At 68.8% G+C, this 25,674-nt stretch carries 13 protein-coding genes and 1 pseudogene; 3 read left to right on the top strand and 11 right to left on the bottom strand.

The window, feature by feature from the left end; genetic code table 11:
- Positions 1–47 precede the first annotated feature (47 nt).
- Positions 48–1,079: a heat-inducible transcriptional repressor HrcA gene (gene hrcA, locus G6N33_RS21245; RefSeq protein WP_044506959.1), complete on the bottom strand. Its 1,032-nt coding sequence runs from the start codon at positions 1,077–1,079 to the stop codon at positions 48–50.
- Positions 1,080–1,230: 151 nt separating this feature from the next.
- Here hrcA and G6N33_RS21240 point away from each other — a divergent pair, with 151 nt between their 5' ends.
- From G6N33_RS21240 to G6N33_RS21230, 3 genes are all read left to right on the top strand, one after another.
- Positions 1,231–1,572, top strand: coding sequence for a type II toxin-antitoxin system VapB family antitoxin (locus G6N33_RS21240; protein ID WP_044506960.1), 342 nt, complete (start codon positions 1,231–1,233; stop codon positions 1,570–1,572).
- Positions 1,573–1,664: 92 nt separating this feature from the next.
- Entirely contained in the window at positions 1,665–2,261 is a 597-nt protein-coding gene (locus G6N33_RS21235) for a carboxymuconolactone decarboxylase family protein (protein WP_044506961.1), read from the top strand.
- Positions 2,258–3,136 carry a sigma-70 family RNA polymerase sigma factor gene (locus tag G6N33_RS21230; protein WP_170310411.1) on the top strand — a complete coding sequence of 293 codons (879 nt, stop codon included), beginning with the start codon at positions 2,258–2,260 and terminating at the stop codon, positions 3,134–3,136. Before G6N33_RS21235 ends, G6N33_RS21230 begins: the two co-directional genes overlap by 4 nt.
- Here the strand turns inward: G6N33_RS21230 and G6N33_RS21225 are convergent.
- From G6N33_RS21225 to G6N33_RS21180, 10 genes and pseudogenes are all read right to left on the bottom strand, one after another.
- The gene (locus G6N33_RS21225) at positions 3,133–3,651 is read right to left on the bottom strand and encodes a hypothetical protein (protein ID WP_044506964.1); all 519 of its coding nucleotides are present in this window, start codon (positions 3,649–3,651) and stop codon (positions 3,133–3,135) included. The genes G6N33_RS21230 and G6N33_RS21225 overlap by 4 nt on opposite strands.
- Before the next feature lie 47 nt (positions 3,652–3,698).
- On the bottom strand, positions 3,699–4,205 hold the full coding sequence (locus tag G6N33_RS21220) for a hypothetical protein (RefSeq protein WP_408632804.1): 507 nt from the start codon (positions 4,203–4,205) through the stop codon (positions 3,699–3,701).
- Positions 4,206–4,362: 157 nt separating this feature from the next.
- Positions 4,363–4,590, bottom strand: coding sequence for an MbtH family protein (locus tag G6N33_RS21215; RefSeq protein WP_044506966.1), 228 nt, complete (start codon positions 4,588–4,590; stop codon positions 4,363–4,365).
- Positions 4,571–5,867 (bottom strand): annotated as a pseudogene (locus G6N33_RS21210) (SidA/IucD/PvdA family monooxygenase); the annotation flags it as partial. The pseudogene G6N33_RS21210 and the gene G6N33_RS21215, both read right to left, overlap by 20 nt.
- Positions 5,864–10,306 carry a non-ribosomal peptide synthetase gene (locus G6N33_RS21205; protein ID WP_044506970.1) on the bottom strand — a complete coding sequence of 1,481 codons (4,443 nt, stop codon included), beginning with the start codon at positions 10,304–10,306 and terminating at the stop codon, positions 5,864–5,866. The gene G6N33_RS21205 and the pseudogene G6N33_RS21210, both read right to left, overlap by 4 nt.
- A complete protein-coding gene (locus tag G6N33_RS21200) occupies positions 10,303–16,902 on the bottom strand; it encodes a non-ribosomal peptide synthetase (RefSeq protein ID WP_101528166.1) in 6,600 nt (2,199 codons plus the stop codon). The genes G6N33_RS21205 and G6N33_RS21200 overlap by 4 nt, the downstream gene beginning before the upstream one ends.
- Positions 16,899–19,928 carry a mycobactin polyketide synthase MbtD gene (gene mbtD / locus G6N33_RS21195; RefSeq protein WP_408632803.1) on the bottom strand — a complete coding sequence of 1,010 codons (3,030 nt, stop codon included), beginning with the start codon at positions 19,926–19,928 and terminating at the stop codon, positions 16,899–16,901. The genes G6N33_RS21200 and mbtD overlap by 4 nt, the downstream gene beginning before the upstream one ends.
- Positions 19,925–21,256: a beta-ketoacyl [acyl carrier protein] synthase domain-containing protein gene (locus G6N33_RS21190; RefSeq protein ID WP_101528165.1), complete on the bottom strand. Its 1,332-nt coding sequence runs from the start codon at positions 21,254–21,256 to the stop codon at positions 19,925–19,927. The genes mbtD and G6N33_RS21190 overlap by 4 nt, the downstream gene beginning before the upstream one ends.
- A complete protein-coding gene (locus tag G6N33_RS21185; protein WP_044506977.1) occupies positions 21,249–22,013 on the bottom strand; it encodes a thioesterase II family protein in 765 nt (254 codons plus the stop codon). The genes G6N33_RS21190 and G6N33_RS21185 overlap by 8 nt, the downstream gene beginning before the upstream one ends.
- Positions 22,010–25,552, bottom strand: coding sequence for a non-ribosomal peptide synthetase (locus G6N33_RS21180; RefSeq protein ID WP_044506979.1), 3,543 nt, complete (start codon positions 25,550–25,552; stop codon positions 22,010–22,012). Before G6N33_RS21180 ends, G6N33_RS21185 begins: the two co-directional genes overlap by 4 nt.
- Positions 25,553–25,674: the final 122 nt, after the last annotated feature.

The following is a 25,674-nucleotide window of genomic DNA, read 5'->3' as shown; positions in this document are numbered from 1 at the left end:
GTTAGGGCCGCGTTACCACGTACGTCCGCAGTCCTGTCGGTGCGCGTTCATCGGGCACCCAGGACTTCGCCAATATAAAGAGCAACCGCGGCGACGCTGGCGATGGTTCCCGGATAGTCCATCCGGGTGGGACCCAACACCCCCATACCGCCGTACACGGTGTCCATGGTGCCGTACGCGGTGGTCACCATCGACGTTCCCGCCATTTGCTCGGCCTCGGTCTCATGACCGATGCGCACGGTTACCTTCCCGGCTTCCTGCTGGGCCGCCAGCAACCGCAACACCACCACCTGCTCCTCGAGGGCCTCCAGGATCGACCGCAGCGAACCACCGAAGTCCGCCGCGTTGCGGGTCAGGTTGGCGGTGCCACCCATCACCAGGCGCTCTTCGGTGTGCTCGACCAGTGACTCCAGCAACACCGTCGCCGAACGGCCGACCGCGTCGCCCAGCCCGCCGGTGCCGCCGAGCTGTTTAGCCAGGTCGGACACCGCCACCGAGGCCGCGGAGAGCTTCTTGCCTTCCAGCGCCTGGCCCAAGACTTCGCGTAACTGCGCGAGCTGGTGCTCGTCGATGACGTCACCGAGTTCGACGATGCGCTGGTCCACCCGCCCCGAGGAGGTGATGACGACCATCAGCAGCCGCGCCGGCGTCAGCGCGATCACCTCGAGGTGCCGAACCGTCGACGTCGACAAGGTCGGGTATTGCACGACGGCCACCTGGCGGGTCAGCTGCGCCAGCAGGCGCACCGCGCGCCGCAGCACGTCGTCGAGATCGACGCCGGATTCCAGGAAGGACTGGATCGCCCGCCGTTCGGCCGCCGACAGCGGTTTGACGTCGTCAATCCGGTCGACGAATTCGCGGTAGCCCTTCTCGGTGGGCACCCGGCCCGAGCTGGTGTGCGGCTGCGTGATGTAGCCCTCGGCCTCCAGCACCGCCATGTCGTTGCGGATGGTCGCGCTGGACACGCCGAGGTTGTGCCGCTCCACGAGCGATTTCGAACCGATCGGCTCCTGGGTGGCGACGAAGTCGGCGACGATCGCGCGCAGCACCTCGAAGCGACGCTCGTCAGCACTGCCCATCGGCCACCTCCTTGATCGAGTACATTTTACGGTCTCATCAGACGCTGATCCTCATCAGCAAGTGTCCGGCGCGCGCGGCCGACGACTTTGCCGCTAGCCTTTCCGGCATGTATCCGTCGGCCTTCGACGACACATCAAGGAAAATCGACAAATGATCTTCAAGGGCGTCCGAGAAGGTAAGCCCTACCCGGACCACGGGTTGTCTTACCGGGACTGGTCGCAGATCCCTCCCCAACAGATCCGGCTCGACGAGTTGGTCACCACGACCACGGTGCTGGCCCTGGACCGGCTGCTCTCGGAGGACTCCACGTTCTACGGCGATCTCTTTCCGCACGCGGTGCGGTGGCGCGGCGTCGTCTATCTCGAGGACGGTTTGCACCGCGCCGTGCGGGCCGCGCTGCGGAACCGCACCGTCCTGCATGCCCGGGTGTACGACATGGACGTACCGCTGAGCCAGCAGACCCAGGGATCCGGTTCCACTTTCGGCCGCTAACCGGTCACGTTTGCGGGTCGCCGGGTGTCGACGGAGTAGGGGCCACAGATTCACCTGGGCGCCGACACCGTGACTATTCGGAAAGGATCGCCATGTCCCGTCTGCAGGGGCTCTCCGACCGCGACGCCGGCCTGGGCGCGAGGATCGCTTTCTTCTTCACCAAACGCAAACTCGCGCAGATGACCGGCCTGGAAACGGCCGGGATGCTCGAGCCGCTGCGTATGTATGCCCACATTCCCAGGTTGCTCAGCGCCTACGGCAAGCTCGAACAAGCCGAAGCCAAGCTCGACATCCTCAGCCCGCGGCACCGCGCGCTGGCGGAGTTGAAAGCCGCGACGACGGTGGGTTGTGAATACTGCATCGATCTCGGCTCGCAAATCGCCCGGCGCTGGGGTCTCACCGACGAGGAACTGCGGGCGCTGTCGAATTACCGTGCAGCCACGTGCTTTTCCGACGTCGACAAGCTGATTCTCGAGTACGCCACCGCCATGAGCCACACCCCGGTCGAGGTGACCGACGAGTTGTTCGATGCGCTGCGCGGCCACTTCGACACGCCGCAGCTGGTCGGGCTCACCCACGTCATCAATCTGGGCAACATGCGCGCCCGATTCAATATCGCGTTGGGCATCAAGTCCGCCGGCTTCTCCGGCGGCCAGGTGTGTGCAATGCCGGACACCGGTCGCCCGTGACCGCCAACCGCTCGCTGACGGCGCGGTTCGAGGCGGCCCGGCCGCAGCTGAGCGCCGTCGCGTACCGCATGCTCGGCTCGGTCGACGACGCCCAGGACGCGGTGCAGGAGGCCTGGTTGCGGCTCGACCGCGGCGGCGCCGACCAGATCGTCAACCTCGAGGCCTGGTTGACCACCGTAGTGGCCCGCATCTGTTTGAACGTGCTGCGCGACCGCCGCGGCCGGCACCGCGAGGAGCCGGTGGCGCGGTTGCCGGATCCGATGGTGGACGCCGACGACGAGTCCGACCCCGAACACCGGGCGATGCTGGCCGAGGCGGTGGGCCTGGCGCTGTTCGTCGTCCTGGACACCCTGTCACCGGCCGAGCGCCTGGCTTTCGTTCTGCATGACGCTTTCGGCGTGCCGTTCGACCAGATCGCGCCGATCGTGGAGCGAACACCGGAGGCGACCCGCAAGCTGGCCAGCCGCGCGCGACGGCGAATCGAGGACGCCCACCCGGTGCCCGATGCGGACGTGTCCGCGCAGCGGGAGGCCGTCGACGCGTTCTTCGCCGCCGGACGTTCCGGCAACTTCGACCGGCTGTTGTCGGTGTTGCATCCCGACGTGCTGCTACGCGGCGACTTCGGCGCCGGCACAGCGCTTTTCCACGCCGAAGGTGCCGAGTCCGTCGCAAAGCTGGCCCACGGCTACGCGGGCCCGGAGCGTGAGGTCCGCGCGGCGAGGGTCAACGGTGCCGCGGGCGCGGTGATCCTCGTGCACGGGCGCCCGGTTTCGATCATGGCGTTCGTCGTCCGCGACGGTCGAGTGGCCATGATCGACGTCTTGGCCGACCCCGTGCGCATCGCGGGGCTCGACCTCGGTGCCGTCTGCGGCTAGTTCGTTGCGGCCGCCGCTTGCACCAAGGCCAGCGCGGCGTCGTGCTGCAGTACCCAGTTGCCGCCCTGTTGGACGAACACAAGCTGCTTGACGACCGGTCCGGCGAACTTCGGACCCGCAATGGCTACCTGGGCGGAAGCCGTGGTCGGCCCGGCCGGGACGATGTTCGTCACGGTGAACGTTTCCGGGAAGTTGCCGTTCCGGTAGGCCTTGCGCAGGTCGTGGTCCGCGACGTGGCCCTCGTCGGGATTGATGCCGTTTTCGACCAGGCCGACTTTGGTGGAGTAGCCCACGCCGGGATCGGTGACCTGAATGCACAGGTTGCTCAACTGCTCCGGGGTCGGAAGGCCCGGCCCTACCGGCGCGGGCGCCGGCGGTGGCGGCGGGTCCTGTGGGATCGGCGCACCGACCGCGGCCAGTTGCACCCCAGTGGCCGGTGTTGTGACCGACGCAATGCCGGCGGCCGCACCGCCAATGACGGCCAGCGCCGCCACGCTCACAGCTACGGATTTCACGTGTCCCCCTTTAGCGGCCCGGTTCGGGCCAACGTGACGGATGTTACTCACTGGCCGGCGGCCTGAATGAGCTCCATCGCCGAGGCGCGTGACAACACCCAGCCGCCCTGGTTGACGAAGGTGACGCTCTGTGTCACCGGGTTCGGCAGCTTGGGACCGGACACCGCGACGTCCGCGGTCACGGATCCGGGCGCGGCCGGGGCAATGTTGGTGATCGTGAACGTCAACGGCAGGTCACCATTTTTGGCGGCCTTCTGCAGCTTGTGGTCAGCGATGTGGGCTGCGGTTCCGCTGATACCACCTTCGACCAGATTGCCCTTGTTCGCGAACGACACGCTGGGGTCGGCGAGGCTGGTCAGCAGCCCGGTCAGCTGGTCGGCGGTCGGAACGTCCGCGGCGGGAGCCGGTACGGGCGGCGGCGGATCCTGGGGTAACGGCGCGCCGACCGCGGCCAGCTGCACGTCGGCCATCGGCGCGGCGGCGGTCGACGTGATGCCCAGGGCGGCGGCGCCGAGCGCGCCCACTGCGGTCACCCCCATGGCCAGAGCTTTCATGGATTTCACGATGTCCCCCTTCGAAGTGCACCGACGTGGCGGGTGCCGCGCGGATACAGATGGTGCGGTTGTGCACCCTGTGACATAGGTTACGCGAGTTTCGCCAGACTAATCTGTGCGCAACCTGTGTAGCAGCCCAGAATTTCGGGTTTGCCGGCTAGCCGGCGGGACGATCTGCCGCGACGGCATCGCGCAGGCTTTTCGGCCGGATGTCGGTCCAGTTTTGTTCGACGTAATCCAGGCACGCCGCGCGGCCCGCTTCGCCGAAGACCACGTGCCAACCCGCCGGGACGTCGGCGAAGGCGGGCCACATGCTGTGTTGTTCGTCGTCGTTGACCAGCACGAAGAAGGTGCCGCTGTCGTCGTCGAACGGGTTGGTGCTCATTGCTTCTCCATCATCGTTTGGTATTTGGACGCGGCGGCCCGACCAACCCAGGGGCCCAGCACCCGGTCGGACAGCAGGCCCAGGCAGCTCAGGTTGGGGAATCCGGGCCCCTGGGTGAGTCCGGACAGGTTGGGCAGGAACAACTTGGGGGTGAGCTCGTTGACGGCCAGGTCGTAGCCGATTGCCTCCTGCAGACGATCCGCCGTCAGCGGTCCGCCCAGTCCCAGTTCGAGGAGATCCAGCGCATCCTGGCTGAACAACGAGGTGAACCAGAGCGGGTCGGCCCCGGAACCGTCGATCACCAAATCAAAACCGTGCACCGTCTCCAGGTTCTCGCTGAACCGGTTGGTGGACAGCGTCAGCCGAATCTGCCCATCGCGGCCCACCGCGTGCGCGACCCGGCCGCGCAGGTGGCGGATGCGGTCGTCGGCCAGCAGCGCCTCCTGCACATTCGCCGAGAACACGCCGCGGTCAGTGCGAGCCAACGCGTCACGGCGTTCGGCCAGCGTCAGCGCGGTCCAGTCGGTGGGATCGGAGAACAGTGAGTTCTCGAAGAAGCTCTCGCCCCGGGTGAACAACGTCACCTGCGGTGAGATGACGGTGATGGTCGAAACCCGGTGGCGGAACAGCTCGTTGAGCATGGACGCGGCCGTCTCGCCGCCGCCGATCACCGCGACGCGTTCGGCGGTGATGCGGTCGTGGCCCGCGGCGCGATCCCAGAACTGCGCGATCGACATCATCCGCGGGTTGCCGGGCAACAGCGACTTCTCCGCCTGGCCCGGCCCGGTGATCATCAGCGCGTCGGCCTGCACGGTGGTCTCATGGGTGCGCAGCGCCCACCGATCGCCGTCAACCGTAAGGCCGTCGACCTCACCGTGCACCACTTTCATGTCCACCTGGTCGGCGACCCAGCCCAGGTATTGACTCCAGGTGCGATGTGGCGGAGCCGGTCTGCCCCGGTCGATCCACTCGGCGAACGATGCCGTTGCAATCAGGTAGGCCTGCCAGCTGTAGCGGGTCATCCGTTCGTCGAGTTCGGCGTTGCGGCGCGGCGCCAGCGCCGACCGATAGGGAAAGCCGACGTCTTTTTCCGGGCTGGTGCCCAGTCGGTGCGCGCCGTCGGTCCAGCCGCCGCTCGCCTGCCAATTCGCCCCGACCGCGGTGCGTTCGACGGCGACCACCTCGGGCACCTCGACGCCCATGTCGCGTAGCACCTTGGCCTTGGCGGCCACCGCCACCGCCTTGGCGCCCGCCCCGAGGATCGCTAACCTGCTCACGTCGCCACCTCCCGCAGTGAGTCGATCCAAAGCTGTTGCAACGCAGAAATATCCGCATCGCCGAGGATGTCGGGCAGCGCCCGCCACTGCGCGGCCAGCACCCGCTGTCCGTCGAAGCTCAGCACGGCGGCGACGATGGTGAGCTCATGGCGGACCGCCAGGTCCGGTTCCGGTTGCGGTGATACCCCGGCGAGCAGTTCACGCTCCAGTGTCAGCACGCCGGTGCCGCCGACGCTGTGGGCCGCGCCCAGGTAGTTCAACAGCAGTTGTGGATCAGGCTGGGATGCAAGGGATTTCGCCGTATCGGGGCGCAGGTAGCGCAACAATCCGTAGTCCAGGCCGTCACCGGGGATCGCGGCCAGTTGCTCCCCCACGTCGCGCGGATCCGTTGACGCGACCCGCACCGGATAGATGGAGCTGAGCAACCCGACCGTGTCGCCGGTGTCGATGGCGTGGCCGCCGGGCTCGTCGACGAGACCGTCGGCGCGGCCGTGGGTCTCCAGCGCCAACAGCGGCGGTGGGGTGGCCTGATTGCGGATCCGCCGCCAGCGCGTCACCGTCGCCGCGGTCGCGGCGATCAGCAGATGCGGCAGCGGCAGGCCCGAATCGAGCAGCCGGCCGGTGAGGTCCGCGTCGGTGGTGATCATGCGGACGTCCAAGTCGCGGGCCCGGTCGCGGTGCGGGTCCAGGCGTCGCGCGCCGAGCGCCGGATCGTCGCCGTGGCACGGGCCGGCCCAGAATTGCGCCGTGTCCAGCCGCTGGGCGCGCTCAACGAGAGCCGCCGCCCAACGCCGGTAGCTGGTGTGCTCCCGGACCGGGGCGGGGCGTTGCCCGCTGATCAACGCCGTGAGTGCGGCGTCGAGTTCGCCGAGCACCACCCGCCAGGACGCCGGATCCATCGCCAGCACGTGCGCGGCCAATAGCAGCACGCTGGGTCCGGCCGGGGGGCTCGGGGGTCTCAGCCACACCCCGGCCAGCAGCACGCCCCGCTCGGGGTCGAGGCGCTCGACGGCCTGCGCGACGTGTGCGGGAACCGCGGCCTGCACGTCGCCGGCCACCGTGACCTCGCGGATGACCTCGGCGTCGCTCGTGGGCATCGGAACCAGGGCCATCGCCGCGCGGTCCAGTCGCGTCCGCAACACCTGATGTCCGTCGACGATGCCGGCCAGCGCGGCATCGAGGTGCGCGCGGGTGACGGCATCGGGCAGCCGAATGGCCTCGGTCTGTGCCAGCCGACGCGGCTCACCGTATTCGTAGAGCCAGCGTCCGTTGGGCAGCACCGGCATGGGGTCGACGCCGTATTCGGCATCGGTTGCAGCAGAGGCGGTTTCAGAATCGATCGACTCGGCCAGTTCTCGGACATTAGTGCAGTCGAGGACCAGCCTGGCGCGCAGCGCCAGCCCCCGCGCCCGCGCCGCCTGCACCACCGACAGGGCCACGATGCTGTCCAGGCCCAATTGCAGGAAGTCCGCGGTCACGTCGACCCGTGGCAGCTGCAGTATTTCCGAAAGCAGTTCCGCCAGTGCGGCTTCGGTCGGTGTTTCCGGCTCGGCATGGGCGGCGTTGGTCGCCCCAGGGGCATCGAGTGCGCCGAGCGCGGCTTCGTCCAGTTTGCCGTTGGCGGTCAGTGGGATTTCGTCGACCACGACGATGTGCTGTGGAATCATGTAGCGCGGCAACCGAGAACCGAGCATGCCCCGTAACTGCGCCGCCGTCGGTCGGTGTTGGACCGCGTCGGACATCACCACGTAGGCGGTCAACCGCGCCGTCGTCTGCTGCCGGCGCACGAGCACGCCGGCCTGTTGGACGCCGGGATGCGATTCGAGCGCGGCGGCGATCTCGCCCGGCTCGACCCGATAGCCGCGGATCTTCACCTGCGTGTCGGCACGTCCCACGTAGTGCAGTGCGCCGCCGGATCCCCGGCGCACCAAATCGCCGGTGCGGTACATCCGCGCGCCGGTCGCGAACGGGTCGGCGACGAATCGATGGCTCGTCTCGCCCGGGCGCTCCTGGTAGCCCCGGGCCAGCTGGGCACCGGCCAGATAGAGTTCGCCGGTCGCCCCGACCGGTACCGGACGCAGCTGGGAATCCAGCACGTAGGCGCGGGTGTGCCGGGTGGGTCGTCCGATCGCGGGTTCGTCGTACTCCGTGATGTCGGCGACCACGGCCTCGACGGTCGTTTCGGTGGGGCCGTAACAGTTGTAGGCCCGCGACCCGGTTGCCGCGCATTCGTCGCGGATCAGCGTCCACGCCGCGCTGCCGAGGGCTTCACCGCCCAGCGCCAGCACGGCCAGGGGAACGGTCGTCAGCAGGCCGCACGCGGTCAGTTGGGCGAACATCGACGGTGTCGTGTCGATCATGTCGATGCGATGATCGGCGATCGTGGCGACGAGTGCCTCGGCATCGGTTTGGGTCTGTTCGTCGACGACGTGCACCGCGTGGCCGTCGAGCAACGCGACCAGCGGCTGCCAGGCGGCATCGAAGGCGAACGACCAGGCGTGGGCGATCCGCAGCGGGCGATCCAGCCGAGTTGCGGCGGGCCGCAGCACGCTGCGCAGGTGGTCGTCGGCGTAGGCGCCGAGGGCCGCGTGCGTTCCTATGACCCCCTTGGGTTCTCCGGTCGTACCAGAGGTGAAGACCAGGTACGCGGCTTGTGCTGCGGTGACGTCGACCGGCCGGAAGCCGGTGCCACCGGGCCCGCCGTTGTCCAACAGTTCCCGCACCAACGCCGCGTCGAGGATGACCGTCGCCCCGCTCTGCCGCACGATCGATCGGACCCGGTCGGGAGGCAGGCCCGGTTCCATCGGCACACAGATGCCGCCGGCTTTCAGCACCGCGAGTATCGCCTCGATGTATTGCGGGCCGCGGGAAAGCCTGATGGCGACCGGTGTCTCGGACCGCACCCCACGGGCCGAAAGGCACGCGGCGAGCCGGTTGGCGCGGGCGTCGAGTTCGCGGTAGGTCAGTGTGCCGCCGGCCCAGCTGACCGCGACGTTGTCCGGGGCCGCCACCGCGGCCGCGGCGAAGCGGGTGTGTATGCCGACCTGGGGAGCCCGCGGCTCTGCACCATTCGGGCCGATGTGCTCGTCGTCGAACAGCACGCTGACCGCGCGCAGCGGCCGGTCCCAGTGCTGCAGTAGCCGTTCGGCGGTGCCCAACAGTCGCCGGCCCAGCCGTTCGGCGCTGGTCGCGCCCAGCGCGCCGTCGCGCACCTCGATCAGCACCACCAGCTCGCGGCCCTCCATGTGGGCGGCGACCGCGATCGGGAAGTGGGACAGGCTCTCCAGCGTCGACGGGCGGAATATGGCCCCCCCGACGGTCAATTCGCCGCCCGCGACCAGTCCGTTCATCGGAAAGTTCTCGTATACGAGCAGGGTGTCGAACATCTCCCCCACCCCCCCGAGTGCTCGCAGCTGGGCATGCCCGAGATAGCCGTGCTCGCGCAGCAGCGCGGCCGTACGCTGCACCGCGCGGCACTGCTCCCCGACGCCGACGGCCGGATCCAGCCGCACCCGCATCGGCACGGTGTTGATGAACAGACCGATCATCGTCTCGACACCGGCGAGTTCGGGTGGTCTGCCGGAGACGGTGACCCCGAAAACCACATCGTCGCTGTCGGTCAGCCGCGACAGCACCAGCGCCCACGCCGTCTGCATCAGCGTGTTGAGAGTGATTCCCCGCGAGCGGGTTCCGTCGACCAGGCGTTCGGCGGCCTCGGGTGGTAGCCGCAGCTCGGTGGTGCGCGGAAGTCCGGGTCGGCGTCCGTCGCCTGCCTCGGTGGAGCCCAGCGCGGCGGCCAGCAGGGTGGGTCCGGTGAGCCCGGCCAGGTGTTGGCGCCAAACTCGTTGACTCGCCTCGGGATCGCGGCCGGCAAGCCAGCCGATGTAGTCCCGGTACGGCCGCGCGGCGACGGGCAGCGCGGCGGGATCTCCGCTCGCCCCGTACAGGATCATCAGCTCGTTGACGAACACCGGAAGCGACCAGCCGTCGATGACGATGTGGTGCGCGGTGATCACCAAACGCCAACGTGGTCCCGGCAATTCGATGAGCAGGAAGCGGATCGCCGGGCCGTGTTCCAGGTCGAACGGGCGCCGCCGCTCGGCCGCCTCCAAGCCCGGCAGGTCCTGCGGCGAGGCGGTGACGACGCGCCACGGCAGGTCGAATCGCGACGGCACGATCTGCACCGGGCGGGCGATGCCGCGGCTGAAGAAACTGGCACGCAGGTTCGGGTGCCGCACCAACATCTTTGTGGCGCAGTCATGCAACAACGCGACGTCGAGTGCACCCGAGATGTCGGCGGCCATCCCGATCAGGTACGGGTCGTCCTCACCCGCGACGAACTCGGTCAGCGCGGACAGTGAATACAAGCCCTCTTGCAGGGGGCTTAGCGCCATGACGTCCTCGATGTCGGGCGCGACATCGGATCGTGTCGCGGTCATGACAGACCGTCGCGCGACGATTGCCGCTGCCGGGACCACAGCTGCGTCACCGCCGCCAGATCGTCGGCCGACAGACCGGACGCGGCCATCGGCTCGAATCGGGTGTCGGCCGACCTGTGTGGTTGTTCGGCGCCGGCCTGCGTCTCAGCCAACGCGTCCAGGGCGGCCGCGAGTTGTTCCACCGTCGGATGTTCGAACACCATGCGCGGACTGACCGTCAGGCCGGCCGCGCGTGCCCGGGCCGCCAATTGCACGGACAAGATGCTGTCGCCGCCGAGGGCGAAGAAGTCGTCGAACCGCCCGACCTCAGGCGTGGACAGCAGATCGGCGAACACCGCGGCGAGCGATCGCTCGGTGTCGGTGCGCGGCGGTTCGACCTGCCCGCGGGTGCTGACGGACGGCTGCGGCAGCGCGGGCCGGTTGAGTTTGCCCGACTCGGTCTTGGGCATGGCGTCGAGGACGGTCAGCGACGACGGCATCATGTACCCGGGCAGTGTCATCGCGATCGCGGCGCGCACCGCCGCCGCGAAGTCCGCGCGTGCGGCGTCCTCGCTAAGCGGCCGTTGCGGCACCACGTATCCGGCCAGCGAGGTGCCGCCATGCACTTCCCAGGTGCGGGCCGCTGCGGCGGCGACGCCTTCGGCCGCCGCCAGCGCCGCCTCGACCTCGGCCAACTCGACCCGGAAACCGCGTACCTGCACCTGATGGTCGGCCCGCCCGGCGAACTCCAGCTGGCCGTCCTCCGTCCAGCGGGCCAGGTCGCCGCTGCGGTACAGCCGCGAACCCGGTTGCAGTGCATACGGATTGGCTACGAAGCGGGACGCGGTCAGGCCGGGCCTCTTCCAGTAGCCCCGAGCCAGTTGGTCGCCGGCGTAGTACAGCTCGCCCACCACCCCGATCGGCACCGGTCGCAGGGCGTCGTCGAGCAGGTAGGCCTGCGCACCGGGGACCGGCTTGCCCACCGAGGGATTCGGCGGTGTCAGCGGCCCGCGCGAGACCGCGCCGGAGGTCTCGGTGGAGCCGATGTTGTTCAGCAGTTCGGTGCCCGGCCCGTGGGCGCAGGCGGCGACCAGCCGCTCCAACAGCGACACACTCACCGGCTCGCCCCCACACACCAGCCGCGACAGGGAGCGCACCACCTCGGGGCGAGTGTCGACCAGCGCGGACACCAGGCTGGGCACCGCCGTCAGCTGCGTCACCTGGTGCCGGCCCATCAGGGCGGCGAGAGCTTCGGCGTCGCGGTGCTCGGCGTCGTCGGCGAGAATCATGGTGGCGCCGGCGGCCAGACCGGCCAGCATCTCCATGCCGCCTTCGAGGAAGGTGATCGAGGCCTGCGCCAGTCGAATGTCGTTGGCGCGTGGCGGATAGTGCCGCAACTGCCAGTCCAGCCGCGCCGACATGGATCGGTGCGTGCCCACCGCGCCCTTCGGCGTGCCGGTGGACCCCGAGGTAAACACCAGATACATCGGGTCGTCGGGGTGCGGCGCGGGTAGCCGTCGCAGCGGCGGTTCGGCCCGGTCCGCGACGGCACGCACCTGCGGGTCGTCCAGCGAAATGACTTTCACCCCGGGAACTTTCGGCATGCTGTCGACGGCCTCGGCCGTTGCCAACAGCACCGGTGGCTGCACGTCGCCGAGCATGAACTGCTTGCGTGCCTGCGGGTAGCCCGGATCGATCGGGAAGTAGCCCGCGCCCGCCTTCATGATGGCCAGCAACGCGATCACCATGTCGATGCCGCGCCGGGTCGACAGCCCCACCAATGAGCCGGGCGCGACGCCGTGGTCGGCCAGCAATGCGGCCAGATTGTCCGACCGACGGTGCAGCGTGGGGTAGTCGATCTCGTCGCCACCACAGCGCACCGCGATCCGCTCAGGTCCCCAGTTTCGGCTGGGCGCAAGCACTTCCGGTATCGTGCGGGGCCGGTCGGCGGGTGCCGGGGCACCGCGACTGTACTGCTGCAGGATGCGACGCTGTTCGTCGTCGCCGATCACCGGCACCTCGCGCAGGGTTCGATCGAGGTCGTCGGCGAACGCGGTGATGATGCGGGCGAGCCAGCCGGCCACCCGCTCGATCGTGGACCGGCGATACAGCTCGGTGCGGAAGATGACGTGGCAGTGATATCCGGCGGCGTCGGTGCCGTCGCTGCCGTCGGTGCCGAGGAAGTTGACGCTCAGGTCGGCGTGCGCCATGTCGAAGATCGGATCCAGCGATGTGCACACCGTGTCTTCGCCACGCCGTCCGTCTGCTCCCGCGTCGATCACCCGGGTGGCCGGCAGGTGGTCGCGGACGTGCACCACCACCTGGAACAGTGGGTTGCGGGACAACGAACGCACTGGTCTGACGGCATCGACGACCCGGTCGAACGGCAGGTCCTGGTGCGCGTACGCGGCCAGCGCGGTCTCCCGGGTCCGGCGCAGCACTTCGCGCAGCGTCGGGTTGCCACTCAGGTCGTTGCGCAACACCAAGATGTTGACGAAAAAGCCGATCAGTTGGTCCAATTCGGCTTCGGTGCGGCCGGCTACCGGGGTGCCCAGCGGGATGTCCACGCCGCTGCCGGCCTTGTGCAGCACGACGGCGACGGCCGTTTGCAACAGCATGAACTCAGTGATGCCCATCGCGCGGCACACCTGAGCGAGCTTGCCGCGGGTGGCCGCGTCGATGCGGAAGTCGACGGATTCCCCCGCCCCGCTGGGCACCGGCTGACGCGGAAAGTCGGGCCGTAGTCCGGTGTCCTCGGGCATGCCGGCCAGCTGCCGGGTCCAGTATTCGCGCTGCTCGCTGGCGACGGCGGATTCTTGGCCGACGGAGTCACCCAGGAAGGCGCGCTGCCAGGCCGCGTAGTCGGCGTATTGCACGCGAAGCGGTGCCCAGGACGGAACTTCTCCGCACCGCCGGGCCCGATAAGCGGTGAGCACATCGGAGAACAGCACCCCGGCCGACCAATGATCGGAAGCAATGTGGTGGACCACGAACGACATCACGTGTTCGTCCGCGCCAGTGCGCAGCAACGCGACGCGGATCGGCCGCTCACAGTCGAGCTCGAAGCAGTGCTGCCGTTCGGTGTCCAGCTGTTCCTGCAGCCAGACTGCGCTGTCGCCGCCTTCGAAGGTCGCCCGACGGATCGGCAGATCGGTTGCTTGATTGACGACTTGGTAAGGGACACCGTCGATTTCGACGTAGCCGGTGCGTAAGATTTCGTGGCGGGCGACGACGTCGCCAATCGCGGCGATCAACGACTCGATGTCCCAGGGTCCGGTCAACTTCGCAGCGAACGGAATGTTATTCACCCAGCTGGGCCCGTCGATGCGGTAGGCGAACCAGCTGCGTAGCTGCGACGCCGATAGCGGCTGGGGCTCGTCGTGGGCGGTGCCGATCAGCTTGGGCCGGCTCACGTCGACTGCGCCGGAGCCCAGTTGATCGATTCGCTCGGCCAGTCGGCCGACCGTCCCCAACTCGAAGACATCCCGGATGCCCAGTTCCACGCCGCACTCGGCGCGGATCGCGGTGACCAGTTTGGTGGCCACCAGCGAATGACCACCCAGGTCGAAGAACGAGTCGTCGACGCCGACGCGATCCCGGCCGAGCAGCGCGGAAAACAGTGCGGCGATGCGGTGTTCAGTGGCGGTGGTCGGGTCGCGATACTCGGCGCCGGCGGCGATGTCGGGCTGCGGCAAGGCGGTTCGGTCGATCTTGCCGTGGGCCGTGATCGGAATCTCGCTGAGCACCACGTAGCCCGCCGGCGTCATGTAGTCGGGCAGCGCCGCGGCCACCCGGGCACGGATGCGATCGACGTCAACGGATTCGGTCCCGCAGCCGGACGCCGGGGTGACGTAACCGACCAGACTTTTGCCCAGCCGAGGCAGCTCGACGGCCAGCACGACCGCTTGCCCGACGCTGGGGTCCACCGAGATCGCGGCGGCGATTTCGCCGAGTTCGATGCGGAAGCCGCGGATTTTGACCTGCTCGTCGGCGCGGCCGACGAACTCGATGTCGCCGTCGGCGTTGCGGCGGGCCAGGTCGCCCGAACGGTACATCCGTCCGCCCGCGGTGAACGGGTCGGCCACGAAGCGCTCGGCGGTCAATCCGGGGCGGCGATGATACCCCTGCGCGACATGCGTTCCGGCGATGTAGATTTCGCCGATCACTCCGACCGGCACGGGCTGCAGCGCGCCGTCGAGCAGATACACCTGAGTATTGATCTTGGGCTTGCCGATCGGCACGATCCGGGTGCCTTGCGTGCCCTGCACCGGATAGCTGGTGCAGTTGACCACGGTCTCGGTCGGTCCGTAGAAGTTGTACAGCAGCGCGTCGAAGGTGGCATGGAATTTGTCGGCGATCTCGCCGGGCAGCGCCTCGCCGCCGATGGGTACCCGCCGCAGGGTGCGCCATTGGTTGACCCCCGGCAACGACAGGAACAGTCCGAGCAGGGACGGCACGAAGTGCATCGAGGTAATTCCCTCGCGCCTGAGCAGGTCAGTCAGATAACCGATGTCGCGTAGTCCGTCCGGCCGCGGAATCACCAACCGGGCACCCATGATCAGGGTGCCGAACATCTCGCCCATCGAGACGTCGAAGCTGGGCGAGGCGACCTGCAAGAGCGATTCGGTCGCATCGACCTGGTATTCCGCACCGAACCACACGAAGTACTCGGCGATCGGTGCGTGCGGCACCGGCACACCCTTGGGCAGCCCGGTCGAACCGGAGGTGTAGATCAAGTAGGCCGTGTTCTGTGGGCTCAGCGGCCGGAGCAACGCCGCTGGTGCGCTGGTGGGGTAGCCGTCCAGTCCCGTGATGGGTTCCCGCAGAATGAGTTTGGCATCGGCATCGCTGAGGATGAACGAGATGCGGTCCTGCGGATAGGTCGGGTCCACCGGCATGTACACCCCGCCGGCCTTGAGGATGCCCAGGGCCGTGATGACCAGTTCGGGCGACTTGTCCAGTAGCAGCGCGACGCGGTCCTCGGTGCCAACGCCCTGCTCGATGAGCCAGTGTGCCACCCGGTTCGACTCTTCGTCGATCTCGCGATAGGTGTAGTTGCGGCCTTCGTAGGCGATCGCGAAGGCGTCCGGCGCGGACGCCGCACGGCGGCTGACCAACTCCGGCAGGGTGGCCGCCGGCGTCCTGAACCGCTCCCCTGTCGACACCCGGCGCAGCCATTCGGCGTCGTCCTCGGTCATCAGGGCGCAGGCCGACAGTGCGGCGTCGGGGTTGCTCAGTGCGCTGTCCACTAACACCAGGTAGTGCCGCAACATCTGTTCGACCAGCGGCCGATCCAACACTTCGACCAGGTACTCGGCCTCGACCAATCCGCCGCCGCCGGTGGCGGCACGTGCCAGCTCGACCATGACACTCAACGGCAACTGGTTGACGTGACCGCGCAGGTCGGCACGCACACATCGCACGCCCGGTGGACAGAAGCCGGGACCGTCGGCCTCGCGCTGGCCGAAGCTGACCCGCGTCATCCGGTCCGCGCCATGGCGGCGGTCCGGATTGGATTCGCGGACCAGCCAGTCCAAGTCGGCCCGAGAATGCGCAAAAGCACCCACCGCGCGGTCACGCGTCTGCGCCAAGAGTTCCCGGAATGTCTGGCGAGACTGCGGTTGTAGGCGGATCACCACGGTATTGCCGTAGTAGCCGATCGCATCCTCGGTCCCGAGGCCGCGGTGGAGCACCGGCACCGCGACCAGAAAGTCGGTCGACTGCGTGTAGCGCTGCACCAGCGCGGCGAAGGCAGCCATCAACACCATGTACGGGGTGGCGCCACACTCCCGGGCCAGCGCCGCCGCCCGATCGACGATGGCGGCCGACAGTTGCACCGTCGCCCGCTGCGCGCGCCACGTGCTGGGCACCACCGACCCGTTGGCCCCCGGAAGCTCCAGCGGCTCAGGCAGATTCGTGATCAGCGGCCGCCAGTAGTCGACGTCCTCCTGGTGACTCGCGGCATCGGCTGAGGCAGGCTCGCCCCCGCGGACGGCGACCGGCGCAGCGGCGAAGTCCTCGGGATCGAGGTAGGCATGGGTCAGATCGGCGAAGAACGGCGCCCATGACCCATCGTCCCAGGCGATGTGGTGCGCGGTGATCAGCATCATCAGTTCGTCGGACGACAACCGGGCCACGGTGATTCGCAGCGGCGAGTCCTTGGCCAGGTCGAACGGGCGGCCGAAGTCGCGCTGTGCCAACACATCCAGCCGTAACCGCCGGGACTGATCAGACAGGCCGGACAAGTCGTGTTCGGCCCAGTCCGGCCTCAGTTCCTCGCGGATCACCGGATACGGGTAACCGTCGGCGTCGGTTTCGTATGTTGTGTGCAGCACCCGGTGGCGCGCGGCGACGGCATCGAGCGCGCCGTGCAGTCGCTCGATGTCCACCGGACCGGTGAGGCGGTACGACACGCAGACGTTGAGCAGTGCGCTGTCGGGGTCGACCGCCTGCACGAACCACATCCGGTGCTGACCGCTGGACATGCGTGGCCGGTCCGGCGTCGCCTCGGCGCTGTCGGCCGGGGGTCTGTCCAGGCCACGCTCGACGATCCGGCGGCGCAACAATTCCAGGCGCTGGTCGTCGAGCCGGGCATGGGCACCGGAGGTTTCAGTCACGCTGAGAGTCCAACCTTTCTAGCATCGCGAGCATCGAGTGGTGCGCCAATCGCATCGGCACCCAACGCCTCGATCAATTCGTGCACGGTGATGCCGCCGAGCATGCGTGCCACGGGAACCGAGCTGCCGACCCGACGCCGCAGGCGTTTACGCAGATCGAGGGCGAGTAGCGAGTCCACGCCGAGGTCGATCAGGGACGCACCCGGGTCGATCGCTGACGGCTCACCCAGGTGCAAGGTGGCGGCCAACTCGCCGCACACCACGTCGGCAAGCGGCTTGGCCGCCGCGCCGTCGACGGTCTGGGATTGTTCGTTGTCGTCGACGCCGCCGAATGGCATTGCCATTCCCTGGCTTTCGAAGAAGACCGCGAGCCGGTCGAAGTCAGCCTCGAAGATCAACGGGTCGTCGGCGTACCGGTAGAGGCTGGCGGCGATGGCCAGTTCCGGGTCCATCGCGATCAGGCCGGAGCGCTCGGTGCGAGCGATTTCGTTGGCCGCCACCACCCCGGCCGCTTGCCACAGACCCCAGCGAATCGCCATGCAATCCCGGCCTCGGGCCCGCAGTTGGCTCGCCAGCACGTCGAGCATCCGGTTGGATGCCGCGTACGCGGCGTGGTTGTCGCCGCCCCACACGCCGAACACGGACGAACAGGCCAGGATGCGGCAGTCGGGCCGGGCCGGCCAGACCTCGGCCAGTAGCGCCAGCCCACGCACCTTCGCCGCGCACACCGCTGCCACGTCCGTGCCGGTGAGGTCCGTGCGGGCGACGGCCCTGGCGATACCGGCGGTGTGAATCAACAAGGACGCACCGGAGCCGGCGTAGTCGGCGGCGACGGCGGACAGGTCGGCGCGATCGGTGATGTCGCACAATGGAGCCTGGATCAGCGCGTCGTGGTTGTCGGCGAGCCGCGCCAGCGCGTCCGGCTCAACACCGTTGCGACTCAACAAGGTTACGATCCGGGCGCCCTGCTCGATGCAGTATCGCGCGTACTGCAACCCGATGGCGCCGCTGCCGCCGGTGATCACCACGTGGTCCAGCGCGGCGGCGTCCAACGGCCGCCGGGCCGCCGCTTCGCGGCACTCCCGGAACGTCCGCACATAACGGCGGGGCGACTCGGCCCCGCGTAGCGCGACTTCGCCGGCGTCGCCGAGCAGCGCGTCGATGACCGCCAGTGCGGTGGCGGCGTCGAGATCGCGGCCGGGCAGATCCAGGTGGGCGAAGGCCTGGTCCGGGAATTCGAAACCGACGCTACGATGCATGGCGGCCAGCGCCGCCTGCGCCGGCGCGACGTCCGCCGCCGGGGAATCGACCCGTTCGGCGCCGGCGGTGAGCAACCACACCGCCCGGCAACGCGGGCCGATGACCGCGGCGTAGTCAGGCAGCCCCGCGTCGGGCCGCCCGCCGATCTGTTCGATGGCCGCGCCGGCGTCCAGCTGGTCGAGTTCGGGCGCGATCACCACGGCGATCTCCGCCTCGCGCAGCGGCACCGCCCGGCCGCCGCCGTGCCGGGCGACGGCGTCGATCAGCTGCTGGGTCAACGGCGCCGCCGATGCCTCGCCGAAAAATCCGATGCCGCAACCGGTTGTGTCGGCCGGGGCCCCTGCCCCCACCGTCGGCGGCGGCTGCCAGGTTTCGACGGCGACGGTGAGGGCGGGCGGCCCTGCCGTGTCGGTCAGTGGTTCGGCTGTCGCCCAGAGATGCACCGCGCGCATCGGGGCGTTGGGGAACCGGCGCAGCGGCGGCAACGGACGGCCGGGCAGGGCGTGCGCCCACGAGGTGCCGGGGTCCGCGGTTGCGACGGCGGCCAGGCTCGCCGAAAGCGAGTCGGCGATCGATTTATCACGGTGCCCGGATCCGACGATGACCGCCGCTTCCTCGCCGAGCATGTCGGCGAGCGGGTACAGCAGCGATGGATGTGCCGACAGCTCGACGAACGTGTCGATTCCGGCGGTGCGTGCGTAGCGCACGGCTCGATCGAATCGGACGGTGCCGCAGAGGTTTTCATACCAGTATTCGGAAAATTTCGTGTCACTGGCCACCTCGTTGCCGAACGTGGAACCGACGAACCGGACGCCCGAGGGCCGAAACGCCGAGTCGGGGATCAATTCGATCAGAGCAGTGCGCAGTTGGCGCAGTGCACTGGTGTGGCCCGGGTAATCGACGGTCAGTTGATGAGCGAAGATGCCCCGGCGTTGGGCCAACTGCGCCGCCGCGGCCACCGAGTCGGCGTCGCCGGACACCACCGTCGACGAGGGGCCGTTGACCGCGGAGACTTCCAGCCAGCCCGGAGCATCGGCCAGCACGGACTCCGCCTCGTCGACGCCGACACCCAGCACCGCCATCGCGTACCGCCCCGTCAGCCGGTCGACGACGCCGGCCCGCGCACCGATCAGGGCGACGGCGTCCGCCAGCGTGATGGTCGCCGCCAGGTAGGCCGCCGCCACCTCGCCGAGGCTGTGCCCGAGGGTGACTTCCGGACGGATTCCCCAGGAGTGCCAGACCGCGGCCAGGCTGACCGCGTGGGTGAACTGCGCGCCCTGGATCTCGGTGCGCGACCAGTTCCGGTCCAGCTCCCCCACCAGATACGGCAGCGGCGAGGACAACCCGGCGTCCAGGAACGCCTGCCCGCACTCGTCAGCGGTCGCTCGATACGTGGCGAGTTGGCGGTAGGCGTCGGCGCCCATCGCCTGCCATTGATTGCCCTGCCCGGCGACCACGAAGGCGATCCGAGGCGCGCTGGCGCGCGCCGACCAGCTGATCAGCGGGTGCTCCTCGGCACGCGCCAGCGCGGTCAGGCCCGCGACGAGCTCGGCGCGGTCGGCGGCCCGGAGCACCGCCCGGTGCCGCCTGACCCGACGCAGTCGCAACAGAGTCGAACCGATCGCGAGCGCCGCGTCCGGCGTGCCGAGCGCGTTGCGGTCCAGGTAGTCGAGGACGGCGGCGGCGTCTTGGCGGACGAGCTCCTTGTCGTGCGCGGACAGCAGCACCGGGACACGTCCGTCGGGCAAGGGATGCTCGAGCACTATGCCACCTCCGGCGCGGAGACGATCAGGTGGGCGTTGGTGCCGGCGATCCCGAACGCCGATACCGCCGCGGTCCGCTCCCCCGCGATGGCCGGCCACGGCGTCAACGTTCGGGCGAGTCGCAGACCTTGCCGATCCCAATCGATTTCGGGACTGGGCTCGGTGGCGTGCAGTGTGGGCGGGATGGCCCCGTGTTCCGCCGACACCAGAACTTTGGCCAGCCCCAGGGCACCGGCGGCGGCCAGCGAGTGACCCACGTTCGACTTGACCGATCCCAGCAAGGCCCCGGTGCCTTCCTCGATGTCGCCGTAGGTCGCTGCCAGGGAGCGCAATTCGGTGCGATCGCCCAGGCGGGTACCGGTGCCGTGACCCTCGATCATGCCCACCTCGTCGGGCTTGATGCCGGCCTGGTCGATTGCTCGCCGGAACAGCCGCACCTGCGCGTCGCCGCTGGGCGCGGACAGCCCGGCGCTACGGCCGTCCTGGTTGACGGCGGAGGCACGGACTTCGGCCAGGACTTGCCGCCCGTCCCGCTCCGCGTCCGATTTGCGTTGCAGCACAAACATCGCCGCTCCCTCGGCCCATACCGTTCCGCTGGCCTGTGCACTGTAGGGACGGCAGTAGCCGTCGTCGGAGAGCGCATGTTGCTTGGAGAACTCGACGAAGAAGCCCGGCGAACCCAACACGTTGACCCCGCCGGCCAGCGCCAGGTCGCAATCGCCGTCTTGCAGGGCACGCACCGCCACGTGGAAGGCGACGAGCGCGGAGGCGCAGGAGGAGTCGAGGGTGAGCGCTGGTCCGGTCAGCCCCAGCGTGTACGCGACCCGACCCGAGATAACGCTCAGGGCGGTCCCGGCGAGCAGATGCCCGCTGTGCCGGGAGAATTCGGCCATCTGGGGGCCGTACCCCGTCATCGACGCGCCGACGTAGCAGCCCACATCGTGGCCGGCGAGGTCGTCGGGGTTAATGCCGCTGTTTTCCAGCGCACGCCACGACACCCGCAGCGTTACCCGTTGCTGGGGGTCCATCGCGACGGCCTCCCGCGGCGAGATACCGAAGAATTCCGGATCGAACGTGGCTGCGCCGCATAGGAATCCACCCCGGTCGTGGATTTGCTTGAATCCGCTTCGCCGTGATCCGGCCAGCAACTCTGCTACCGGCCAGCCGCGGTCGGTCGGGAACGGTCCCAACGCCTCGCGGCCGTGTGCCAGCAGGTCCCAGTAGCCGTCGGCGGTGTCAATGCCGCCGGGCGCTTCGACAGCCATCCCGACGATCACCACCGGGTCCCGCGCTATCGTCCCGATGCGCTGGTCAAAGTCGTTGTCAGACATCGGAATTGACCTGCGCGGCGATCGTCTGGACGTGGTCGTAGACGTAGAAATGGCCGCCGTCGTACAGCGAGAGCTGGAAGGATCCGGCAGTGTGGCGTTCCCACTGACGTAGAACATCGATCCCGATGCGGTGATCAGCGCGGCCGCCGAGGACATGGATATCCGTAGCGATGCGGATGTCGGGGCTGGGATCGTAGCGATTGAACGCTTGGTAGTCGGCCCGCATGGCGGTGGTGAGCAGTTCGGAAAACTCTTCGTCGGCAAGGAGTTCGGGGGCGGTGCCACCCAGATCGGCGATCTCGGCGAGCACACCGTCATCGCTGGTGGGCAGCTCGGGCATGTCGGCGACGACACACGGCGGCGGACCCGCCGACGCCCATAGTTTGTGCACAGCGACGTCGTGTTCTTCGGCGACACAAGCGAACTCAAACGCCACCACGGCACCCATGCTGTGCCCGAACAATCGCAGCGGTGCGACGCTGCGCCACGGCGCGGCGTCGAAAAGCCCACGGGCAAGATCGTGCACGGTTTCGTGGGCAGGGTCGGCGAGCCGGTCGGCTCGCTGCGGGTATTGCACGACGAAGGTGTCGGCCTCGGCGGACAGGGCCGTGGCCAGCACCCGATAGCTTGCGGCGGCAGCCCCGGCGTGCGGGAAGACCACGACGGCGCCGGCCGACGGTTGACCGTCGGGCCGCGGTAGCCGCTTGACCCAGGACGGAAAAGTCGCGGGCATGCTGATCAGGTCGCGGAATGTCATGTTGCGGAACGCTCCTGGGCCGCTTCGATGTCAGCTGGCCGTTGCGAGGCGCGTTCCACCGCGTCGGCATCCATGCCGATAACCTCCAGATACAACTCGGCGACCTGGTTGAGCCGGCCGGGGTCGCGCTCGCGGCGCAGCAACACCGCGCCGAGTGCCGAGACGGTTCGGTTGGCGAAGATGTCGGCGACCATGACATCGGGGCTGTCCAGCCAGGAGCGAATGCGCGCCACCGCCTGGGTGGCCAACACCGAGTCGCCGCCGAGGGCGAAGAAGTCATCGTCGACGCCGACACGGTCGCGGGCCAGCAGGTCGGCGATGATGCCGGCGAGTGCGGATTCCAGCGCCGTCGACGGGGCGCGGTAGCCGGGCCTATCGATGTCTGCCCCGCGAACCACGGCCGCCAGCGCGGCGGCGACGGCACGGCGGTCGATCTTGCCGCCGTCGGTGAACGGGATGTCGTCCACCAGCGTGATGTGACGCGGAATCATATGTGCGGGAAGCACATCGGCGAGGGCCCGGCGGATCCGTTCTGGACTTACGTCGGGATCCCCCGGGGTCTCCGCCCGGACGGCCGCGGCCAGGATCTCCGATTCATCCGACGCGGACAGCACGGCCGCGACGGCGATCCGCACTCCCGGCACGCGGCGGATGGCAGCCTCGACCTCACCGAGTTCGACCCGGTACCCGCTGATCTTGACCCGATGGTCGGCCCGTCCGACGAACTCGATGGTGCCGTCCGGCCAATACCTGGCCAAGTCGCCGGTGCGGTACCACCGCCGGCCGTCGTGCTCGACGAAACGCTCCGCGGTGAGATCGGGTCGACCGCGATAGCCGCGTGCGATGCCGCGCCCGGATACCCAGAACTCACCGGGAACCCAGTCCGGACAGTCGTCGCCGGTGGCGCTGACGATGCGGCACGCGTTGTTGGTCAGTGGTGTTCCGAATGGCAACGCAGTCCACTCCGCCGGCAGCGCCCCGACCTCGCGCACCTCGAAAATTGTGTTGTGCGTGGGCGTTTCGGTGGCCCCACCGAGCCCGGCGAAGCGCAGGTTGGGCGCCTCGGCCGCAAACCGGCGAACCATCTCGGGGCGCACCCAGTCGCCACCGGTGGGAATCACCCGTACCGACGACAACCGGCCGCGGCCCACCTCGATCAGCATCTCCAGCCAGCCCGGCATGAAATGCAGCACGGTGACCTGGTGGGTGTCGATCAGCCGGGCCCACGCGTCCGGGTCGCGGCGCTGCGCCTCGTCGACGACGACGATCGACCCTCCGGTGCGCAGCGTGACGAACAGGTCCATCACCGAAATGTCGCCTTCCAGCGTCGACAGCGCCAGGCACCGGTCCTGCGGCCCGATCTCGAAGTGCCGGGCGATGAACTCCACCGTGTTCATGGCGGCGTCGTGCGTCACTTCGACGCCCTTGGGTTCACCGGTTGAGCCCGAGGTAAACAGCACGTAGGCCAACGCGGCGGGATCGACGCGGGCCGGGCGAACCTCGGCGGCCGACGTCTTTTCGGTCAGCACGTCGGCCAGCGTCAGTGCCGGAACCGGCAGGACCGGCCGCAGGCCGCCGCACACCAGCGCCAGCGCCACCTCGCCGGTTTCCAGGATGCGTTGCGCCCGCTCACGCGGCTGGTCGGCTCCGATCGGCAGGTACGCCGCGCCAGCGGCCAGAATGCCCAGCACGGCGGGCACCTGCTCGGCGGTCTTCGGCCCCATCACGGCGACCGTGTCGCCGGCCCGGATCCCGGCGTCGCGGAGCGCGGCGACGACCGCGAGTACCCGGTCACGCAGCTGCGCGTAGCTGAGGTTGCCGGAGCTGGACAGCACCGCGGGCGCGTCGGGTCGTTGACCGGCCTGCCGAAAGAAGCCGTCGTGCAACGCTTCTCCGCTGGGTTCGGCGGTGCGACCGTTGACCGCGTCGCGCACCGCGCGCTGCTCGGCCGGCAGCGCCGACGGGCCGGACGTCTCCCACGGTTCGTCACCGGACGCCAGCCGGGCGAGCTCGTCGATCTGATGGGCGAACATCGCGTCGATGACACCCGGCGCGAACACGCCATTACGCACGTCCCAGTTCACCAGCACTCCACCGTCGAACTCGGTGACCTGGGCGTCGAGCAACACCTGTGGGCCCTGCGAGATGATCCATTCCGGCCTACCAAATTGCTCGGTGACCTCGGCACTGAACAGTTCGCCAAGGCCCAGCGCGCTGGTGAACACGACCGGCGCCAGGACCTGGGTGCCGCGATGACGGCTCAGGTCGCGCAGCACGGACAGCCCCGGGTAGGCCGCATGCGCCGCGGCGGTCTGCATGGCGTCCTGCACTACCCGCGCCCGCTGCGCCGGTGTTGCCGCATCGGTGAGGTCGACGTCGAGCAGCAGCGACGAGGTGAAGTCGCCGACCACCGCGTCCACATCGGGGTGCATAGCCTGGCGTCCGAACAACGGCACGTTTAACAGGAATCGCGGCGAGGCCGACCACCGCGACAAGACGTTGGCGAAGGCACCGGCTAGCGCCATCGCCGGGGTGATGCCGCGACTGCGGGCGCGGGCGAACAAGGCGTCGCGGGTGGGCGCGTCCAGCCAATGCCAGCGCCGGATACCGCGGCGAGAGTCCCGACCGCCGAGCGTGGGCAGCATCGGTGGGTCGGGCAGCTGCGGAATGCGCCGTGCCCACCACTGCCGATCGGCCTCGCGCGTCGGTTGGGGACGGTCGTCGTCGCGCATCATCGCCTGGCGGTACTCGCGGTAAGTGAAACCCAGTTCAGGCAGGTCGCGACCGCTATAGAGGGACGCGAGGTCCGACATCAGGGTGCGGTAACTCATTGCGTCGGCGGCTTGCATGTCCAGGTCGACGTGCAACCGGGACCGATCACCCGGCAACAAGGTCAACGCGAGTTCGAAGACCGCCCCGTCGAGCTGCTGGTGCGATTTGGTCTCCCGGATGGCGTCGAGCCGTTCGACGGCGCGCTCGGCGTCGAGCCGCCGCAGATCCGCCACGGCCACCGGGAAGTCTCCGCATTCGTCCGCCGGGGCGATGCGCTGGGTGCCGTCGCGCAGGAACCGCACCCGCAGCATCGGGTGTCGCAGCGCCAAGCGGGTGGCGGCGGCGCGCAGGCGATCCGGGTCGACCGTGGCGCCGTCGAACTCGACGTACAGATGCCCGGCCACCCCGCCCAACTGTTGGTCTTCGTGGCGGCCCACCCACATGGCGTGTTGCATCGGGGCGAGCGGGAATGGCTCGCCGGCGGCATCTTCGGCGGAGATCTGGATGGCGGGCGCCTCGTCGGCCGGGGCGTGGGAGCCTGCCGCTACCAACGCCGACCAGGCCTCGATGGTCGGCGTGGCCGAGAGGCTGGCAAAGTCGATGTCGATGCCTTGGCGACGCCAGCGACCGGCCAGCGACATCATCCGGATCGAATCGAGACCCTGGCTGATCAGGTTGTCGGCGGGCGCAACGGCGTCGACAGCGACGCCGAGCAGCTCGGCTACCTCCGCACGGATGTCCTCCGAGCACGCGGGGGCACGCACCACGACTCTCCTCCCGAATTAGCACAGGCTGCCCTAATTTTGTTTGGCTACCCTATCCTCTACCGCAGCGCCTTTGCTACCAAGCCCCTACCAACTGTGATCTGGTCCCTGCCAGGCGCCACCTA

This window comes from Mycobacterium simiae, assembly GCF_010727605.1.
Taxonomy (GTDB): Bacteria; Actinomycetota; Actinomycetes; order Mycobacteriales; family Mycobacteriaceae; genus Mycobacterium; species Mycobacterium simiae.
Note: the sequence above shows the minus strand (reverse complement) of the source record. Positions and strands in the feature narration are given on the sequence as shown.

Coding starts and splice junctions, on each gene's coding strand:
- hrcA (WP_044506959.1), bottom strand. CDS start 1,079: ATGGGCAGTGCTGACGAGCGTCGCTTCGAGGTGCTGCGCGCGATCGTC.
- G6N33_RS21240 (WP_044506960.1), top strand. CDS start 1,231: ATGATCTTCAAGGGCGTCCGAGAAGGTAAGCCCTACCCGGACCACGGG.
- G6N33_RS21235 (WP_044506961.1), top strand. CDS start 1,665: ATGTCCCGTCTGCAGGGGCTCTCCGACCGCGACGCCGGCCTGGGCGCG.
- G6N33_RS21220 (WP_408632804.1), bottom strand. CDS start 4,205: ATGAAAGCTCTGGCCATGGGGGTGACCGCAGTGGGCGCGCTCGGCGCC.
- G6N33_RS21215 (WP_044506966.1), bottom strand. CDS start 4,590: ATGAGCACCAACCCGTTCGACGACGACAGCGGCACCTTCTTCGTGCTG.
- G6N33_RS21205 (WP_044506970.1), bottom strand. CDS start 10,306: ATGACCGCGACACGATCCGATGTCGCGCCCGACATCGAGGACGTCATG.
- G6N33_RS21190 (WP_101528165.1), bottom strand. CDS start 21,256: ATGTCTGACAACGACTTTGACCAGCGCATCGGGACGATAGCGCGGGAC.
- G6N33_RS21185 (WP_044506977.1), bottom strand. CDS start 22,013: ATGACATTCCGCGACCTGATCAGCATGCCCGCGACTTTTCCGTCCTGG.